Below are 19002 nucleotides of genomic sequence, written 5' to 3'. Positions count from 1 at the left end.
CAGTGATTTCGTTGCATACGCGATCACGCAACAAACAAAATCATCTCTTTGATTTCCTGGGCCGTAGCGTCGAAATCATTGCCGTTTTTCGAATTAATGAGGCAAATGCCCGCACGGGCTTTGACTGAGCCTGACCCTCCTTGAACAGCAACCCTGGCGTTCGCATAGGCGTTGGCCCCTCGATCGGTAAGGCGCACAATCCGCTGTTTTCGTTAATCGCACTAGAGGCCACAATCGCGCCGACTTGAATCCGGGAGACAAGTCCAAGCATGGCACTTACCGTGTTCATCTCCGCAATGATGTTCGGTGAAGCCCCTGCCGCAGTCAAGAATTCGTCCAGCATGCGCCGAGTGGAGAAACTACTGGGCAACATGACCAGAGGTTCTCGATGCAGCTCGATCATGCGGATACGTTTCCTGCCGGCCCAGGGATGCGAGTTGGCAACGACCAGGACAAGCTCCTCGTTAAATAAGGGTTCAAAACGCAACCCAGAACGCAACTCAGGGCGATAGGCCACGCCGATATCTAATTGGCCAGCATCCAGGCTGGCTGCGATCGCGTCAGCGGGCAACTCTTCAATCACGACTTTCACGGTGATGTTGCGCAACAGAAACTGAGCCACGCACTCGGGGATGAACCCAAGATTAAACGTATGGGTCGTCCCGACGCGAACCACGCCAGACATTGACACGTCCCGCGCCTTTAACTCACCCAGGCCTTGATCGATCTCCGATAACGCACGAGAGGCATAGGTCAAAAAGGCCTCGCCCGCCTCCGTGATGAAAACCCGTTTCCCGACCCGAGCAAAGAGAGGTTGACCAATCTCGTCCTCAAGCCGGCGAATCTGGTGAGACAGCGTCGATTGCGTCACATGAACACTCTCGGCAGCGCGAGTGAAGTTCAACGTGCCGGCCAAGGCAATGAAATACCTGAGGTGGCGCAGCTCCACACGACCTCCCATTAATCGATGGCATCAATGATAACGGAAGAAAATCATCATTTTCATCTTTCGTCCGGGTCATTTAGTCTTGCGCTCACTCCCCATAAGCGGGGAATGGCTGAGAAAACGACGCTCTCAGCGGTCCGACGGTGCGCTTCCCGTCACGAATGAGGATCACACGCATGGCGAAAGTATTGGATGGCATTACCGTCATAGAACAAGGCACGTTCATCACAGGACCTGCGGCGGGAATGCTGCTGGCCGACCTGGGCGCCAATGTCATCAAGGTCGAGCAACCCGAAACGGGCGATCCATTCCGGGCATTCAAAGGCGGACTCTATAGCCCGCACTTCCAAACGTATAACCGCAATAAACGCAGCATCACGTTGAATACAAAACAGGCGGACGACGCCGAGGTATTCGATGCGCTGATCCGAAAAGCGGATGTCTATATACAGAACTTTCGCCCGGGTACCACCGCACGCCTTGGTGTCAGTGAGGAGCGGTTACGCCAGCTCAATCCCAGACTGATTTACTGCGCAATCAGCGGTTTTGGACAAACAGGGCCGGCATCGGGGCGCCCGGCCTACGATACGGTGGCGCAAGCGGCGAGTGGCTTTCTGAACTTGCTGATTAACCCAGAAAATCCCCGCGTTGTCGGCCCCGCTATCGCAGATGCGCTTACCGGTTTTTACGCTGCCTACGGGATTCTGGGGGCGTTGGTAGAAAGAAACCACACCGGTGTTGGCCGATCCGTAGAAGTCTCGATGTTAGAGGCGATGAGCCACTTCAACCTGGATGCCTTCACGCATTTCTTCGCTGAAAACGAGGTCATGGGCCCCTATAGTCGTCCAAGCGTCTCACAATCTTATGCCTTGAAATGCGCGGACGACAAATGGGTGGCGCTACACATGTCGTCGCCAGAAAAGTTCTGGCAAGGTCTAGCCAGAGCGATCGAGCGCCCCGACATTTTCAAGGATGAGCGATTCGCAACGCGTGAGGCGCGTATTCATCACCAAGCGATATTGATTGAGTTGTTGGGCTCCCTTTTCATCACCCGCACACGAGCGCAATGGTGCGAGCGCCTCGCAGCGGAGGATGTCCCCCATGCGCCCATTTATGACACCAGTGAAGCCCTGCAAGACCCGCAGGCCAAGCATATGCAATTGGAGATTCAAGGTACGCACCCCACCCTCGGCGCGTGGAAAACCGTTCGTTCCCCGGTGAGTTTCGATGGGCAAAGACCCTTGGAAGTCATCCCTCCCCCTTTACTGGGTGAACACAGCGCCGACATCCGCGCATCGCTGCTAACGGAGCAGAAAACACGCAAACCCTGAGTTGATGTTCCTGACAAAATAATTATTGGAGACAACAGTGACTCACGCCTCGACGTCTACACTCGCCCCGACCCCTGCCAGCCCAGCCGGGCTGGATCAAATCAGGACAAGACAACCATGGATCCAGCTCGTACTCGGCATGATTGCCATGATGGCAATCTCCAGCCCTCAGTATGTCTGGGCGCTATTCGTCCAACCGTTCAGAAGCTCGCTTGACGTTTCTCTCTCGGCGCTGCAGGTCACGTTCGCATTATTCAGCATCTTTCAATGCGGAATCGGTCCACTACATGGCGAACTCGCCAGCCGATTCTCATCGCGCACCTTTGCCGCCGCGGGCGGCCTGCTTGTGGGACTCAGCTGGATTAGTTCGGCCTACGTCACCTCGCTTCCGCTCTTGTACATCACATACGGCGTGCTCTCCGGCATCGGTACGGGATGGGTTTATGTCGCCGTGATCGAACTCATGGTGCAGTGGTTTCCGCGTCGTAGAGGGTTCGCCGTCGGCATGGCGGCCGGCTGTTATGGGCTGGGCGCAATTGTCACCACCTTTCCCATCGCGTCAAGCATTCGGAATCACGGTCTGCAAACCACGCTAGTAGTCTTCGGCGTCGTGCTGTCAGCCATCATCGTGTTGGCATCGTTGGGCATGAAACGCGTAACGGCCACGAACCTATCCGAGGAAAACGCCTCACCCACGACAACATCGGCGGCACACTTCAACTCGCGTGAGATGTTGCGCACCCCACTTTTTTGGCTCATGTTTTTCATCATGGCCATGGTTGCCACGGGTGGACTCATGGCCATATCTCAACTGGGGGCACTGGCGACACACTTCGGCATATCCGACACCACACTTGTGTTGGGGATGGCCGCGCTTCCTCTCGCCCTGACCCTGGATCGAGCCGCCAACGGCTTGACGCGGCCTTTTTTTGGCTGGATCTCCGACAGAATCGGTCGGGAGCCGACCATGTTGATCGCATTTCTGATGGAGGCGGCATCCATCCTGCTGCTACTGAAGTTTGGATCAAACCCAGTCGCTTTCGTCGTGCTTTCTGCCGTCGTTTTCTTTGGATGGGGCGAAATCTACTCCTTGTTTCCGTCGCTACAGGCCGACGCGTTCGGAACAAAACATGCAGCAAAAAACTTTGGCTATCTCCTGATCGCTACCGCCGTGGGGTCTATCCTGGGCGGGCCGTTCGCAGCACTGCTGTACGAGAAAACTCAATCCTGGGATCTGATTTTTTATTGCATTGCCGGACTGGATATTCTCGCCGCGCTGCTCGCTCTGTTTGTGCTCAAACCCATGCGCGTGCGTTGGGTCAATAGTGCGCGCCTGGACAGGCAATCATGATTCACATGACCCGGTAAGAAAAAACATCAGGAGAATATCGATGCATCAACAAGAAAGCCTACAACTGACCCAGACGGTCATCGAGCGATTGGCCGACACGCAGGACCCAAGATTCAAGGTCTTGATGACTGTACTGATCACCAAACTGCATGAATTCATCCGCGAAGTCGATTTAACACCGGACGAATGGATGGCCGCGATCGAGTTTCTAACAAAAACAGGCCAAACGTGTACGGAGAAACGCCAAGAATTCATTTTGCTGTCCGACACGCTCGGCGCGTCTATGCAGGTTGTCATGGCCGCGCAAGCCCGTGCCTCGGCCACACCGGTGGTGGCCGCTGCCGCGACAGAAGCCACCGTCCAGGGCCCCTATTATTGGGCCGGTGCGCCTCAGAGAGAAATGGGCAGCAACATTGCACAGGACGTTGCGGGTGAGCCGGCGTATTACGCTGGCCGAGTCACCGACCCACAAGGCAACCCGATGTCCGGCGTGGTCCTGGACGTATGGTCGGGTGACGGCGAAGGAGTCTACGACATGCAAGTCGAGGGACAAACGGAAATGCTGGCGCGAGCACGCTTCGTGACCGATGCGGACGGACGCTATGCGTTCTGGTCGATCCGACCCAGCTACTATCCCATCCCCATGGACGGCCCCGTCGGCGTAATGATCAAGAAAATTGGCCAACACCCGAATCGTCCCGGCCACATCCATTTCAAGCTTTCAGCGCCTGGCTACGTCGATATCACCACCCATTTATTCGTCGCGAATAGTCCTTATATCGACTCCGATGTGGTATTCGGCGTGCGTGACAGCCTGATCGTCGATTTCCATTATCAAAACCCTGGCGCCGCGCCTGACGGTCGGGAAATGGCGACTCCTTATTGGTGCGCGGAATTCGATTTTTGTCTCGCACCTGCGCGAACCTGAGTTCCGAGCGCTCTATTCCCTTCCGGAACGATGCCCAACCTAAGGTAGCCTCATGAAAATCGGCAAAGCAACTATCCCTCATAGTGCAATCTGCACCTCCGACGAACACACCATCGTCGTACGTGGCGAAGACCTGTGCAAGGACCTCATCGGCAAGATTTCCTTCACGGACTATTTCCATTTATTAGTCACAGGCAAACGCCCCTCCCCAGCGGCAACCGCCGTACTGAACGCCACACTTGTCGCCATCGCGGAACATGGCCTTGTCCCTAGCGTCCAGGCCAGCAGGATGACACTTGCCGCGGCCCCGGATGCGCTCCAAGGCGCCGTTGCGGCCGGCATCCTAGGATGTGGCTCCGTCATTCTTGGCGCGTCGGAGAATGCCGGGCGACTTTTCGTCGACATTCAAGATCGCCAGGCTAGCGGCGCGACGCTGGAGGCCGCCGTACAGGCAGAGCTGCAAGCGCTTCACGCTGCCCGCAAAGCCATTCCAGGCTATGGGCATCCACTACATAAAACGCGAGATCCACGCGTCGCGAGACTACTCGACGTCGCCCGGATCAGTGGCGCCGATCTCAGCTACATTGCTATTGCGGAAGAAATAGAAAAACAAATACCCGCCATCATCGGCAAGGATCTTCGGCTCAACGTCTCCGCGGCGATCCCCGCCGTGCTCTTGGGCGTGGGCTTTCCGCTTGCAGCATTAAAGGGCGTTCCGATTCTGGCTAGGACAGCGGGCTTGATCGCGCATCTCAACGAAGAACTACAACAGTCCATCGGATTTGCGCTGTCCTATCAGGCGACTCGGGAACTGAAGTACGACGGAGAATTCCCCGCTGGCTTTGGTTCAGATCAATCGTAAACACCACTTATAACAAAAACCCAGGATGAGACATCATGCCAACTATTTTCCATCAGACTCGATTCATGACATTGCGATGCAAAGCGGCGGCGCTGACAGTAGGCGTTTGCCTGTTTAGCATGTTCTCCAGTCCCGTTCACGCCCAGGACTACCCCACGCAATCCATCAGAATGATCGTCCCCTTTGGCCCCGGGACATCCACCGACACCGTCGCACGTGTCATGGCCAATGCGATGTCTGAGTCGCTGGGGCAATCCATCATCGTTGAAAACAAAGCCGGCGCGGGTGGCACGATCGGCACGGAACAGGTGGCTCGTTCCCCTGCGGACGGCTATACCATCCTGATGGGAACCGTCGGTACCCATGCGATCAACAAGACCCTTTACAAGAAACTCGGCTACGACCCGATAAAAGATTTTGTGCCCATCGGACTGGTAGGCCAGACCCCTACGCTACTGATCGTCAAAGCGGATTCGCCGTTTCAATCGCTCGAGGATCTTGCCGTCGCTGCCTCAAAGCCTGGAGGTATCAGCTTTGGATCTGCCGGAAATGGTACATCGGGGCATCTCGCCGGTGAACTATTGAAAGCGCGTCTGGGTGGCGAGATGACACATGTCCCCTATAAAGAAGGAGGCATGGCCGTCACAGACGTCATCTCAGGACAAACGCAGTTCATGTTCTATCACCCAGCCGCAACCCTGCCCCATATCAAGTCTGGCAAGCTCAGAGCACTGGGCGTCTCAAGCGCGACGCGAAGCACCTCCACCCCCGAGACACCAACGATTGCCGAGCAAATAGACGGAGAGTTCGATTTGGTCGCCTGGTTCATGATTTACGCGCCGGCCTCCACGCCCGCACCGGCGGTCAACGCATTGCAAAAGGCTCTTCACACAGCGCTTTCCACCCAGGCCGTCAAGACGAAGCTCAGTAGCCAAGGGGTAGAACAACGCGATCTGGCCACCACCGACTTGAACAAATTCTCCCAGGATGAAATCGTCAAATGGGCAGAGCTCGTTAAACAATCTGGTGCCCAGATAGATTAGTTGCCCACGCTCGCCGCGTTATTCGGGCCAAGCGTCTCGAGACCCTGCTTGTCCTGGAAACTGCTACATTGCGAGGCATTCACTCTTTGCTATGCCCATGCCTGCTTTACCCCTCGTTCATTGGACCGAATCCGGCCAGCCGCACAGTGCCCTCTGGCGCTCTGAATCCGCAGCCCCGCCGCCGGGGCGCATTCAGATTGCCGACGACAAGCTATCGGCGGATGCCGCGTATCGGCTGATCTGCGAGGGTACGCAGTTGCTCTGGCGCGGAGATTTTCATAACGCACGGCAGTTATTGCAGGCGCTGGCTCGGCGGATTGATAAAAAACCTCGCAAACCCGCCGCTACACCACTGGACGCCTTTAATCGTCATCGGCAGGCGCAATCGCAACGCGCACGCCTGTTGGGCAGCGTCCTGGTCCCCTTTGATTCAGATCATCAAGTGACGTTGCGTCGGGCACCTGACGTGCAACAAGCCTGCCTCGAGGCCTATGGGCCGTCATCCGGTCCCTACCTTGCCTCATTACGGGAACTGCAGGGCATTATCGGCGCGCACGAATGGCGCAAAAAAGGGGTGCAGATCCCCGCGTTGAATGCGCGTATTCATCCGCACTATGGCGTGTTTTCGCCGGTACGAGGGGAATACATCGATCTGGTCGCGCGCGCGCCCTTGCCGGGGGGCCACCCGGCGTTGGCCTACGACATTGGCACAGGCACCGGCGTCCTGGCGGCCGTGTTGGCGCAGCGCGGCGTCGATCATGTCATTGCGACAGACCAGGATCCGCGCGCCCTCCATTGCGCACAGGAAAACCTGAACCGCCTGGGCCTGCAAGCCCATGTCGAACTACGTCAGGCTGACCTTTTCCCGGACGGACAGTCCCCCCTGATCGTCTGCAACCCGCCCTGGCTCCCCGCGCGCCCCAGCGCACCCGTGGAATACGCCATCTACGACCCGGACAGCCGCATGCTGCGCGGGTTCTTGCAAGGCCTGCGTGCACACCTGCTGTCAGACGGCGAAGGCTGGTTGATCTTGTCGGATCTGGCCGAGCACCTTGGGTTACGCCAGCCCGGTGAACTGGCATCTCACATCGCGCAGGCCGGCCTGCGCGGCCTCGCTCGGCGNGCNGCCAGCTCGCGCTCACGGCTGCGCAGATCGGCTCGNCGCACGTCCGACACACGGCCGTGCCACGGATCCGACTGACCCGTTGCACATGGCACGAGCCGCGGAAATCACCTCGTTGTGGCGACTTGCCATCGCCAACTGACAAACGAGTCATCGCATCGTCATAGAGTATTCATTCCACGGTCATCTGCATCCTCAATCATGCCGTTTCCTGGTGACATATTATGAAACGCTATGAAAAACTGGAAGAGGAATACCCAAGTACTAGTGCTCAGCAGCTTGGCGCTGCTAGCCGGTTGTAGTAATAGCAACGACGATGACGATGACGACTCACCTCCCCCGCCCGCCGTCAGCCGGGCAATGGATTTGACGATTCTGCACGTCAACGATCACCACTCGAATCTCGACAGCAAGAGCAAAACCCTGCAGCTCAAGAATGCCAGCGGGACAGCGACCGATGTTGCGGTTGACGCCGGAGGCTTCCCTCGTGTGACCGCGGCCATCAACGAATTGGCCGCGGAATCCCCCAACGTGCTCAAACTGCACGCGGGCGACGCCATGACGGGCACGCTGTACTTCAACCGCGCAGGCGAGGCAGGCGAAGCCGATGCCGCCATGATGAATACGGTGTGCTTTGACGCCATGACGCTCGGCAACCACGAGTTCGACAAGGGCGACGACGGCCTGTATCAGTTCATCGAGTTCCTGCACGCCGGGTCCTGCCAAACCCCGCTGCTCAGCGCGAACGTCAGCTTTGGCCCCGACTCTGCGTTGAACCCCGCCAAGGCACCGGACTGGGTACAGCCCTCGATCACGGTCCAGCGCGATGGCCAGTCCATCGGCCTGATCGGTTTGACGATCGCGGACAAAACCCAGCAGTCCTCCAGCCCCACGCCGGGCACGACGTTTTCCGACGAAACCGAAGCCGCTCAACAGCAGATTGATGCGTTACGCGACCAAGGCGTCAACAAAATCGTTGTGATGAGCCATATCGGCTATGGGTACGACCAGGAAGTAGCCGCCAACCTGAGCGGCGTAGACGTTATCGTTGGCGGCGACTCGCACAGCTTGCTGGGCCCCGACTCGATGGCCGACTACGGCATCGGCACGCCGGCGGGAGCCTATCCCACCAGGCTGACCGATAAAGACGGCAAGCGCGTCTGCGTCGTGCAGGCCTGGGAATACGCCCAAGTCGTCGGGGAACTGAAAGTCAGCTTTGACGAAAATGGTGACGTCACCGCTTGCGAGGGTCGCCCGCATGTGCTGATCGGCGAGACGCTGACCGTGGGCGGCACCGCGCCCAACCCTGCCGACGAAGCCGCCATGCAGGCCGACATCGAGGCAAGCAGCACGCTGCGCGTGCAGGCCCCCGATGCCAACGCCGTCGCCACCCTGGAACCGTTCAAAGAACAAGTGGACGTCTACAGCCGCAGCGTTGTGGCATCCGTACCGCAAGAACTCTGCTCGCGACGTGTCCCGGGCGGTCCCGGCTCGGTGGACTATGGTCGCTCCAGCGCCCAATGCAATGCCGAAGGCAGCGTTAACGCCCGCGGTGGAGACATTCAGCAACTGGTCGCCCAAGCCTATCTCGAGGTCGCCAATGCCCAGTACGGTGGCGCGGACATCTCGCTGCAAAGTGGCGGCGGTGTGCGTATCCCGCTGCAAGGCAACGTGACGGCAGCCAACGTCATCGAAGTCTTGCCCTTCGGCAACATGCTGTGGCGCCTGGACATCACGGGCGAAGAAGTCCTCGGCATGCTGGAAGACGGCCTGGAAGCCGTCTACGGTCCAACCGGCTCGACGGGTCCGTACCCCTACGCCGGCGGCTTGCGTTTTGAGGTGGACAGCCTGGCATCCAAAGGCAATCGCGTCTCCAACGTGGAAGTGTTCGATTCCGCCACCAACAGCTGGCAAGCCCTGAATCCTGCCCGCAGCTACAAGCTCTTTGTCCTGAGCTTCAATGCGACGGGTGGCGATGGCTACACCACACTGGCCAACGTACCCGCCGACCGCCGCCAAGACATTGGCGTGCTGGATGCCGACGTGCTGCAAACCTACATCGACATGCAAACCAAGGACGTCAACACGAACCTGCCGGTTCTGAAGCGTCTGCCGGTCGAGCTGTACAGCACCAAGCGCCTCGTAGAGTAAGAGCCAGGCTCACCCCAACGGCGCCGCGAGGTCATGACCTCGCGGCGCCGTTGGCATTCAGGGCCGACCGAATACCGCCTAAGCCGATCGAAGGCCTCCTGCTCCTCCAAAAAGGCGCGTGCAGGTAAGAGCGCGAGGTACCGTAGAATGGGCGCCTGCTGGCCGTCCAGCGCCTGATCTCACGCAGTTTATGTCTACGCCCACCGCGCAATCGCCCGCCATCTCGTTCTATCCCGTCTTGCTGCTGATAGTGGCCATGCTGTCGTTGCAAGGAGGAGCCGCCCTGGCCAAGACGTTGTTCCCCGCGGTCGGGGCACAGGGCACCGCCGCGCTGCGGCTCTTTCTCTCGGCGTTGCTCCTGCTGGTCTATTTCCGGCCGTGGCGCGTACGCATGACCGCGTCAGGGTGGCGTCTCGTAGCGGCCTACGGGGTATCGCTTGGCACCATGAACTTGCTGTTTTATATGGCGCTAAACACCATCCCGCTAGGGATCGCAGTCGCGCTGGAATTCACCGGCCCACTGGCGGTGGCGCTGCTGTCATCACGCCGACTGATTGATTTTGCCTGGATCACCCTGGCGGTGGCAGGCATTTTGCTGCTCATCCCGCATGGTGCCGACGTCGACACCCTGGACCCCGTCGGCGTATTGTTTGCACTGGCGGCCGGGCTATGCTGGGCGCTGTATATCGTGTTGGGTCGCCGGGCAGGTATGCACCTGGGCACACAGACCATCGCGCTGGCGACGAGCGTCGCCGCCCTGTTCGTGTTGCCCATCGGACTGGCGCACGCCGGCACGGCCCTGTTTTCCCTGGACATCCTGCCCTGGGCGATTGGCGTCGCGGTGCTCTCCAGCGCCTTACCATATGCGCTGGAAATCAGCGTGTTGCGCCGCATGCCGGTCCGGGTGTTCGGCACGCTACTCAGCCTGGAGCCCGTCTTTGGCGCCATTTCGGGGCTGATGTTTCTGGGCGAGACGCTGTCGCTGACGCAATACGCGGCGATTATTGCCATCGTCGCGGCATCCGCCGGCATCACCTTTGGCAATCGCCCCTCAATCAAAAAGCCCAGCAAGCGAAAAAGTCAGTCCCGGAAGTTCTGATACTGCAGCGGCAAGTCCACATCCGTCTTGCGCAGCAGTGCAATGGCCTCTTGCAGATCATCTCGCTTTTTGCCGCTGATGCGCAGTTTGTCGCCGTTGATCTGGCACTCGACCTTGAGCTTTGCGGCCTTGATCGCGGCGATCAGTTTCTTGGCAATGGGCTGCTCGATCCCTTCGCGTACGGTGACTTTCTGACGGGCGCCACCCAGGTTTTCGAGGGGGTCTGCGACCTCCAGGCAACGTACATCAATACTGCGCGCCGATAAACGGCCACGCAAAATGTCCAGCATCTGCTTTAACTGGAACGCACTGGGCGCGATCTGCGTGACCACAAAACCTTCGAGCTCAAACTTGGCGTCAGTGCCCTTGAAATCAAAGCGGGTCGCCAATTCGCGGTTGGCTTGATCCAACGCGTTGCTGAGTTCGTGCTTGTCTACTTCGGAAACCACGTCAAAACTGGGCATGGTCAAAACCTATGAAAAAAGAGTCAATCAAGGGTAGCCGAATCCATAAAAGGTCCGCCATCCGTACAGAGTATGCAGTGTAAGTCGATTCACGGCGATATGATGCCTATTGAACGGTGCCTCTCCGACACCACACTACAGGAAATTCTGCCATGTTTTACAGCGTTCTAAAGCTCGTGCACATTCTGGCCATCGTGCTGTGGGTGGGCGGAATGATTTTTGCACACTGTTTTCTGCGGCCCGCCGTCGCCGCCCTCGAGCCTCCCCAACGGCTGCGTCTGATGCAAGACGTGCTGGGCCGCTTTCTGAACGCCGTGCTCGGTGCAGTATTGATCGTGATTGTCAGCGGCGCGTGGATGATCGGTGGCGCCGCCCGCCAAGTCTCGGAATCCGGTGGCACCTTTCAAATGCCCCACGCCTGGATCGGCATGACAGTGCTGGGTGTCGTCATGGCGGCCATTTTTGGACACATCCGCTTTGCGCTCTACCCGCGCCTGCGCCGCGCAGTACAAGCCAGTGAATGGCCCGCGGGCGGTGCCGCCGTGGCATCCATCAAAACCTGGGTGATTATTAATCTGGCACTGGGCTTGCTGACCATCGCTCTTATCGTGCTGGGCTGAAAACGACCCATCTCAATGCACAAAGCCTGTCCGCGACATCACGGACAGGCTCTGTCATCGACCGGTCAATACATCGGGCGTTTAGTCCACCTTCGCGCCTGACATTTCGACAACCTTGGCCCAACGCGCGATATCCGCCTTGTGCACACGCTCGAACGCGGCCGGGCTAGGATCTGCCGGCGGCGTGATGCCTTGCGTATCGATCAGCCAGCGCTTGAATTCGGGCTTGGTGATCTCCGTGATCACCGCGTCACTCATGCGCTTTTGGATGTCAGCGGGCAACTTGGCCGGCCCAAACAGCCCATACCACGTGCTGCTCTCATAGCCGGCCAATCCACAACCTTCGGCTACCGACGGCACACCCGGCAGCGCTTCGATCGGTTTGGAGACCGTCACCCCGAGCGCGCGCACCTGACCCGAGTTCACGGCTGCGATACTGGGCGCGCTTTGATTAAAGAAAAAATCGACTTCACCCGACAGCAACGCCGTCATCGCCGGCCCTTGCCCACGGTATGGCACATGCACGATGTCGACGTCGGCCATCTGCGTAAACAGCGCCCCCGCCAAGTGACCTGACGCCCCATTCCCGGTCGATGAGTAATTCATCTTTCCCGGATTTTTGCGAGCCAGCGCCAGCAGGTCTTTGCAGGTTTTGATGTCGGGATGCTTTTTCGGATTGATCAGCAAGACGTTGGGCACATCTCCCAGCAACGCAATGTGCGTAAAGTCGTTCCAGACATCAAAGGACAGCGTTTTGTATAGCGAGGCGTTGATGGCATGCGTCCCGGCCGTGCCGAACAAAAAAGTATAGCCATCCGGCGCCGATCGGGCGACGGCATCCGAGGCCACATTGCCACCGGCCCCGGTGCGGTTTTCCGCCACGATGGGCACACCCAATGTTTCCGTCAGGCCTTGTCCCAACTTGCGGGTGTACAAGTCTGTCCCTGCGCCAGTCGGAAACCCGCCAACGATCGTAATGGCGCGTGTGGGCCATTTAGTGTCTTGCGCCATCGCCGGCATCGCGGCCGCCAATGTCGCGGCCGCCAGCGCGGTCATACTCAAAATACGCCTCATGATTATTCCCCTTGTGAAGTGCGTACGGTGAAACATTAATTCAGTTGTTCAACAGCCTTGGCAATGCGTTGCAATGCTGTCTGCAACTGAGCTTGTGAGGTGGCATAGCTAATACGGAAATACGGCGCCAAGCCAAAGATCGTGCCCGGCACCACCGCCACATCATGGTCCTGCAACAAGTATTCGCAAAAATCCTCATCCGTCTCCAGGCGCTTGCCCTTGGGCGTGGTCCGCCCGATCACGCCCGCGCAACTGGCGTACGTATAAAAAGCCCCTTCGGGACGACGGCAACTCAAGCCCTCGATGGCATTCAATCCGTCCACAACCAGATCTCGACGAACCTGGAACGACTGTTGGCGCTCAGCCAACACGTCTTGCGGTCCATCCAACGCCTCGATCGCCGCGGCCTGGCTGATGGAGCACGGGTTCGACGTGCTTTGGCTTTGCACCACGGCCATGGCGCCGATCAATTCCTTCGGTCCACCGGCATAGCCCAACCGCCAACCGGTCATCGCATAGGCTTTCGATAGCCCATTAATCGTCAGGGTGCGTGGCTTCAGGCGCGGCTCGACCTGCGCCATTGTCTTGAAGACGAAATCGCCATAAACCAGATGCTCGTAAATATCGTCGGCCATTACCCATACGTGTGGGTGGCGCAGCAACACCTCGGCCAAGGCCAGCAAATCCGCCTCGCCATAGGCCGCGCCCGTCGGATTGGACGGCGAGTTCAACATCACCCAGCGCGTACGCGGCGTAATCGCACGCTCGAGATCGGCCGCGGTCATACGAAAACCGTTCGCCTCCCGACACGCGACCTCGACCGTCTTGCCGCCAGCGATGGCAATCATGTCGGCGTAAGACGTCCAGTACGGTACGCCCACGATGACCTCATCGCCCTCGTCCAGCGTCGCCATCAACGCATTGTGAATCACCTGCTTGGCGCCGGCGCCCGCATTGATTTCGTCCGGGCCATAGGTCAAACCGTTTTCACGCTCGAACTTGCGCGCAATGGCCGCCTTGAGCTCCACCGTGCCATCGAGCAACGTGTATTTTGTCTGACCGGCATGAATCGCGCGAATCGCCGCCTCTTTCACGTTATCCGGCGTATCAAAATCGGGCTCCCCTGCCCCCAACACAATGACGTCGCGCCCTTCGCGCTTGAGTTGTGCGGCACGCGCCCCAATACGCAAGATGCCTGACACCGCAATTCGAGAGATACGACTGGCACGGCGAAACGCCGGCGCCTGAGAATGATCGGTAGACATACTGATTCTTTAACCTTAAAAAATCGATTTATACGGCTGCGGTGACCATGATTTCAACCAGGATATCCGGTGCGGCCAGCTCAATCGCCCCGCAACAGCGCGCTGGCGCCTGACCCTGCACGATCCAGGCATCATAGACCTCGTTCATCGCCTGAAAATCCGTCATATGCTGCAGCCAGATCGTGACATTCAATAGCTTGGACTTGTCCGTGCCCGAAGCCGCCAGCATCTCATCAACCTTGGCCAACACTTGGCGTGTCTGTCCGGCGGCATCGGCGCTGCGGTCATCGGCGGTATGACCTGCCAGATAAACCGTGCCGTTATGGATCACTGCGCGCGAACGACGCGCATTCTGGTCCAGACGGGTAATCGTGGCGCTCATTGTTGCACCCCTTTGCCCGAGATGCGGCGGCAATGATTCAATGCGGATTGAATCAAATTGTCGCTGGCCTCCGGTGTGCGAAATGCCGAATGCGCCGACAGCGTCACGTTTTCCAGCTTGGTCAACGGATGATCCTTGGGCATCGGCTCGGTCACGAACACGTCCAGGCCCGCGTGAGCCAATTTGCCCGATTGCAGGGCTTCGATCATGGCGTCTTCATCCACCACCGCACCGCGCGCCGTGTTGATGAGAATCGCGCCGTCACGCATACCAGCAATCCGTTCGCGCGAGATCATGCCACGCGTCTCGTCCGTCAACAACAGATGCAGCGACACCACATGGCTGTTGGCCAACACCTCTTCCAACGCCACGAAACGTACGCCCGGGTGCGTTTTCGGGGTGCGGTTCCAGGCAATGACCTCCATGCCAACGCCTTTGGCCAGTCGCGCGACTTCAGCCGCGATACCGCCAAAACCGATCAAGCCCAAGGTTTTGCCTGTCAATTGCAGCGCATCGCTGCGCAACCAGTTGCCGGCACGCATCTCACGATCCATATGGCCAAAGCTCTTGGCCGACGCCCACATCAGCGCAAATGCGCATTCGGCCACGGCCGTATCGCCATAGCCCTTGATGATGTGTACATCGATGCCGATCTCGGCCAACTCCTCCGGGTTCATATACGAACGCGGTCCCGTGCCCAGAAACACCACATGCTTCAAGCCTTTGCATTGACGCGCGATATCGGTAGGCAAATGGGTATGGTCAATAATGACGATCTCCGCATCGCCCAACACGGCCGGCAATTGATCGGACGTGATATCGGGTTGGCGGTTGATGATCAACTCCAGATCATCGGCGCGGTGCAAGCGCTCGGCCACAGCCGCCAAAGTGGGATTCGCATCAACAAAAATAGCTTTCATGAGAAAAACATCCTAAGTAAGCGTTAAATCGACAATCAGAAATAAGAACAAAGATAAAAACTCACAAGACCGCAGAGTCCCCGTCCGCCTCTGTAAAGCGGGACTCGGCATACTCGGCCAAGGCATTGCCCGTATAAATCTCGGCGTAGCCTGCACGCGTCAGCTCGACCACATGATCCAGGTGTTTCTCGATATGCTGGCTCATCAACGCATGTACGATGGCTTGATCACGAGTCTGCAAAGCACGCACGATTTCAGGGTGATCATTGCGCGTCTCAGTGCGACGCACTCTCAGATCGATCCAGCGTGGAAAACGCAGGCGCTCGTTGATCGAACGTACAGATCGCAGGAACTCCGGATTGCCCGTCAGCCCTGCCAAGTGCTCATGAAACGCCTCATCACGCGACAACAATTTCAACGCCTGCGCATCGGTATCCGGCTCATCGCGGCTATCGTCGACCAATCGGGCCAGATCCGCCAACTCTTGATCGGTCGCCCGCGCACAGACGAGTCGCACCACGCCCAGTTCAACCGTTGCCCGGTACTCATACAAGGCCATTAATTGCTTGGCATCCAGCGCCCTGACGGTATAGCCACGGTTGGGCGTCGCCACCAGAAAACCCTCGGCCGCGATGCGATTCAACGCCTCGCGCACCGGCGTACGGCTCACCCCCAGCTGACGCGCCAACTCAAGCTCACTGACCTTGTCTCCCGGCCGCAAACGAAAAGTCGTCGCCATGGCCTTGATCCGATCGTAGACATGGCTGGCGGGAAGAGAACGAGCACCGGAAATTTCAGAGGTCATACATCAATATCAATAAAATCACGCTGCCACCACTGCAGGCAAAGACATGCCATGCGGATGGGCGAGGCAACCCCATGCCTATCTGCACACTGATTGGCATACACATATTGAATATTATCTTGTATACAGTCAAGTGCTATGCTTTTATTACCCGAAAATGACGCATTGGCATCAGGGATATCCATGACCTTGCGCCGCATACGCGCCCTATAACGGCCTTAGGGGCCCATCCCATGTGCACGATTTCACGCTAGCAACACAATGAGCACAGACCAGCATATCGTTATCATTGGGGCAGGCGCAGTCGGCGCCGCTACCGCCGTTCAGGCGCTAAACGCAGGGTTACGCGTCACATTGATCGAGCCAGACTCCCCAGGCGGCCCTCAGGCCTCCAGTTATGGGAATGCCGGCTGGCTATCTTCACACTCTGTTCTGCCGCCGGCCTCGCCGGGTGTCTGGAAAAACCTGCCAAGGTGGCTGAAGGATCCTCTAGGACCTTTGGCTATCCGCTGGAACTATCTGCCGCGGGCCATTCCCTGGCTCGTTCGTTATCTAGCCTCGGCCTGGACTTGGCCTCGTGTCGAACACACCGCCCACGCCCTGCGTTCACTCTTGGCGGGCGCCCCAGCCCTGCATCAGGCACTAGCGGCGCAAGCCGGAGTACCCCATCTGATCGAACAACGCGGCTTGCTGCACGCCTATCTATCGGAGCAACACTTTCGTGCCGACAGTCGTGCCTGGGAGATTCGCCGCAACGAAGGGATTCAATGGGAAGAGCTGGATAACGACGCACTTCATGCACTGGAGCCCGATTTACATCCTCGCTATACCTTTGGTGTCCTCGTGCCCGAAACGGGCCACTGCCGGAACCCCGGTGCCTACGTCGCCGCTCTGGTTCAACTGGCCCAGTCATTAGGGGCCGATCTCCGTCGCACGCGCGCGACGGGCTTCGACATTCGGGCGGGAAAGCTACGCGCTGTGCATACGCTCGACGGCGATATCCCCTGCGATAAAGCCGTTATCGCGACCGGGATGCGCTCGCGCGAGCTGGCTCGCCAGGCAGGCGACCGCGTACCGCTTGCCGCCGAACGTGGCTATCACGCCGTCATTACGCAACCCGAAGGCGCGCCGCGTGTTTCCACGATGCTGGCCGACTGCAGGGTCGTGGTCAACAACATGGAAACCGGTCTGCGCGTGGCAGGCCAAGTCGAAATCGCCGATATTGACGCCGCACCGAATTGGCAGCGAGCACATATCCTGCGAGACCTGCTCGTCTCGATTTACCCGGCTCTCCCCGCCAAACCCGCAGAAGACCGCGTCGATTACTGGCAAGGTTCTCGCCCCAGCATGCCGGACGGCTTGCCCTGCATTGGCCCCGCATCGGCCAGCAAAGATATTGTGCACGCCTATGGCCACGGACACGTCGGCCTCGTCGGATCGGCTCGCACAGGAGAGCTCGTTGTACAGCTTCTTCAAAACCATAGCCCGACGATTTCGCTCGAACCATTCAGCCCCCGTCGGTTCGCCTGAGCTCACCTCACTCATTCTGTAGGAAACCCGCCATGTCTACGCCTTCCTCGTCTGGCCGCATCGCTCGCGGTGGCAAGTCGCTTTATGGCGCTCCACTAGGAATTTTGATGCTGGACGCCCGCTTTCCCCGCATCCTCGGGGACATGGGTAATGGCCAAACCTGGCCCTTCCCCGTGCTCTATCGCGTGGTGCGCGGCGCGACGCCAGAGAAAGTCGTCTTGCAAGGCGCAGCGGGCACACTAGACGCCTTTATTGACGCGGGCCGGGAACTCGTCGACCTGGGCGCCGAAGCGATCACGACGAACTGCGGCTTTCTGGCGCTTTTTCAGGAAGAATTTTCACAAGCACTGGGCGTACCCGTGGCCACCTCTTCCCTGATGCAAGTGCCCTGGGTACAGGCCACACTACCGCCCAGTAAGCGCGTTGGCATCGTCACCGTCAGCGGATCGACGTTATCGCCCGCTCACTTGGCAGCGGTGAATGTCCCTGCCGACATTCCCAGTGCCGGCACCGAAAACGGCAAAGAATTTTTTCGCGTCCTGATCAAGGCCGAAAAAGAGGACATGGACATCGACTTGGCGGAGCAAGACATCTTGGACGCTGGGCGGGACTTGGTCAGGCGACACCCCGAAGTCGGCGCCATCGTCCTGGAATGCACCAACATGCCCCCCTATGCCGCCGCATTGCAAGCAGAGCTTGGGCTGCCCGTGTACGACATTTACTCGATGATCACCTGGTTCCATACCGGACTCCGTCCTCGCGCATTCGCCTGACAGCTCGTTGGGTTGGCACGCATCGCGCGGCTAACCCATTTCAAATCTTCTCCCTGCCAGCGAAGAGAACTACCGAAGCAAATCACACCTTAAACAATTAGATACAATTTTCCGTTTGACCAGTCTATCTACTGATAGGTAATATTCGTTCCATGGTTGGTGAACAAAGCGATCCAGCCACCGCGCAACAGGTTTTTATCCAAGCGCTTTTTTATTTCCCGCTTCATCTATCTATAAGTAGATAGTTTAACAAACTTACTTTCACTTCATTAAAGAGAACTCACCATGAAAACCCTCGCTTCCCTCGTCCTGATCTCCGCCTCCCTGGNNNNCNC

General features: G+C 58.3%; 18 protein-coding genes and 1 pseudogene. 11 read left to right on the top strand and 8 right to left on the bottom strand.

Translation table 11 applies throughout. The features are described from left to right. Positions 1 to 40: 40 nt before the first annotated feature. Positions 41 to 949 (bottom strand): LysR substrate-binding domain-containing protein, encoded by a 909-nt coding sequence (locus ACNAZS_RS14100; protein ID WP_415790282.1) that lies wholly within the window; start codon positions 947 to 949, stop codon positions 41 to 43. Positions 950 to 1122: 173 nt separating this feature from the next. Here ACNAZS_RS14100 and ACNAZS_RS14095 point away from each other — a divergent pair, with 173 nt between their 5' ends. The 8 genes and pseudogenes from ACNAZS_RS14095 to ACNAZS_RS14060 all read left to right on the top strand — a co-directional run bounded on the left by ACNAZS_RS14095 (position 1123) and on the right by ACNAZS_RS14060 (position 10834). After that, entirely contained in the window at positions 1123 to 2277 is a 1155-nt protein-coding gene (locus ACNAZS_RS14095; RefSeq protein ID WP_415790280.1) for a CaiB/BaiF CoA transferase family protein, read from the top strand. Positions 2278 to 2314: 37 nt separating this feature from the next. Next, positions 2315 to 3628 (top strand): oxalate/formate MFS antiporter, encoded by a 1314-nt coding sequence (gene oxlT, locus ACNAZS_RS14090; RefSeq protein WP_415790278.1) that lies wholly within the window; start codon positions 2315 to 2317, stop codon positions 3626 to 3628. Between the two features lie 40 nt (positions 3629 to 3668). After that, positions 3669 to 4556, top strand: coding sequence for a dioxygenase family protein (locus ACNAZS_RS14085; RefSeq protein WP_415790276.1), 888 nt, complete (start codon positions 3669 to 3671; stop codon positions 4554 to 4556). 52 nt (positions 4557 to 4608) lie between these two features. Beyond that, on the top strand, positions 4609 to 5418 hold the full coding sequence (locus tag ACNAZS_RS14080; protein WP_415790274.1) for a citryl-CoA lyase: 810 nt from the start codon (positions 4609 to 4611) through the stop codon (positions 5416 to 5418). A gap of 35 nt (positions 5419 to 5453) precedes the next feature. Then, entirely contained in the window at positions 5454 to 6461 is a 1008-nt protein-coding gene (locus ACNAZS_RS14075) for a Bug family tripartite tricarboxylate transporter substrate binding protein (protein WP_415790272.1), read from the top strand. Positions 6462 to 6558: 97 nt separating this feature from the next. Then, a pseudogene (locus tag ACNAZS_RS14070) lies at positions 6559 to 7583 on the top strand (methyltransferase); the annotation flags it as partial. Positions 7584 to 7818: 235 nt separating this feature from the next. After that, positions 7819 to 9735: a bifunctional metallophosphatase/5'-nucleotidase gene (locus tag ACNAZS_RS14065; protein ID WP_415790270.1), complete on the top strand. Its 1917-nt coding sequence runs from the start codon at positions 7819 to 7821 to the stop codon at positions 9733 to 9735. Positions 9736 to 9991: 256 nt separating this feature from the next. Further along, the gene (locus ACNAZS_RS14060; RefSeq protein ID WP_415790340.1) at positions 9992 to 10834 is read left to right on the top strand and encodes an EamA family transporter; all 843 of its coding nucleotides are present in this window, start codon (positions 9992 to 9994) and stop codon (positions 10832 to 10834) included. On the opposite strand, the gene ACNAZS_RS14055 is transcribed toward ACNAZS_RS14060, so the two are convergent. After that, on the bottom strand, positions 10816 to 11298 hold the full coding sequence (locus tag ACNAZS_RS14055) for a YajQ family cyclic di-GMP-binding protein (protein WP_415790268.1): 483 nt from the start codon (positions 11296 to 11298) through the stop codon (positions 10816 to 10818). The two genes, ACNAZS_RS14060 and ACNAZS_RS14055, sit on opposite strands and share 19 nt — an antisense overlap. A gap of 152 nt (positions 11299 to 11450) precedes the next feature. Between ACNAZS_RS14055 and ACNAZS_RS14050 the strand changes: the two genes are divergently transcribed. Next, entirely contained in the window at positions 11451 to 11918 is a 468-nt protein-coding gene (locus tag ACNAZS_RS14050) for a CopD family protein (protein WP_415790266.1), read from the top strand. An 81-nt stretch (positions 11919 to 11999) separates the two neighbouring features. On the opposite strand, the gene ACNAZS_RS14045 is transcribed toward ACNAZS_RS14050, so the two are convergent. The 6 genes from ACNAZS_RS14045 to ACNAZS_RS14020 all read right to left on the bottom strand — a co-directional run bounded on the left by ACNAZS_RS14045 (position 12000) and on the right by ACNAZS_RS14020 (position 16549). Further along, positions 12000 to 12992: a Bug family tripartite tricarboxylate transporter substrate binding protein gene (locus tag ACNAZS_RS14045; RefSeq protein WP_415790264.1), complete on the bottom strand. Its 993-nt coding sequence runs from the start codon at positions 12990 to 12992 to the stop codon at positions 12000 to 12002. Positions 12993 to 13027: 35 nt separating this feature from the next. Continuing rightward, on the bottom strand, positions 13028 to 14257 hold the full coding sequence (locus tag ACNAZS_RS14040) for a pyridoxal phosphate-dependent aminotransferase (RefSeq protein ID WP_415790262.1): 1230 nt from the start codon (positions 14255 to 14257) through the stop codon (positions 13028 to 13030). Positions 14258 to 14285: 28 nt separating this feature from the next. After that, positions 14286 to 14639 (bottom strand): RidA family protein, encoded by a 354-nt coding sequence (locus ACNAZS_RS14035; RefSeq protein WP_415790260.1) that lies wholly within the window; start codon positions 14637 to 14639, stop codon positions 14286 to 14288. Further along, positions 14636 to 15559 (bottom strand): NAD(P)-dependent oxidoreductase, encoded by a 924-nt coding sequence (locus ACNAZS_RS14030; protein ID WP_415790258.1) that lies wholly within the window; start codon positions 15557 to 15559, stop codon positions 14636 to 14638. Before ACNAZS_RS14030 ends, ACNAZS_RS14035 begins: the two co-directional genes overlap by 4 nt. A 61-nt stretch (positions 15560 to 15620) precedes the next feature. Next, the gene (locus tag ACNAZS_RS14025) at positions 15621 to 16364 is read right to left on the bottom strand and encodes a GntR family transcriptional regulator (RefSeq protein WP_415790256.1); all 744 of its coding nucleotides are present in this window, start codon (positions 16362 to 16364) and stop codon (positions 15621 to 15623) included. Further along, the gene (locus ACNAZS_RS14020) at positions 16361 to 16549 is read right to left on the bottom strand and encodes a hypothetical protein (RefSeq protein ID WP_415790254.1); all 189 of its coding nucleotides are present in this window, start codon (positions 16547 to 16549) and stop codon (positions 16361 to 16363) included. Before ACNAZS_RS14020 ends, ACNAZS_RS14025 begins: the two co-directional genes overlap by 4 nt. 76 nt (positions 16550 to 16625) lie before the next feature. Here ACNAZS_RS14020 and ACNAZS_RS14015 point away from each other — a divergent pair, with 76 nt between their 5' ends. Then, positions 16626 to 17894, top strand: a complete 1269-nt coding sequence (locus ACNAZS_RS14015; protein WP_415790252.1) for an NAD(P)/FAD-dependent oxidoreductase — start codon at positions 16626 to 16628, stop codon at positions 17892 to 17894. A gap of 32 nt (positions 17895 to 17926) precedes the next feature. Further along, positions 17927 to 18667, top strand: a complete 741-nt coding sequence (locus ACNAZS_RS14010) for an aspartate/glutamate racemase family protein (protein ID WP_415790250.1) — start codon at positions 17927 to 17929, stop codon at positions 18665 to 18667. Positions 18668 to 19002 lie beyond the last annotated feature (335 nt).

This window comes from Bordetella tumulicola, from assembly GCF_965138755.1.
Classification (GTDB): domain Bacteria; phylum Pseudomonadota; class Gammaproteobacteria; order Burkholderiales; family Burkholderiaceae_B; genus Bordetella_A; species Bordetella_A tumulicola.
This window is presented reverse-complemented; position numbering and strand designations above follow the sequence as displayed.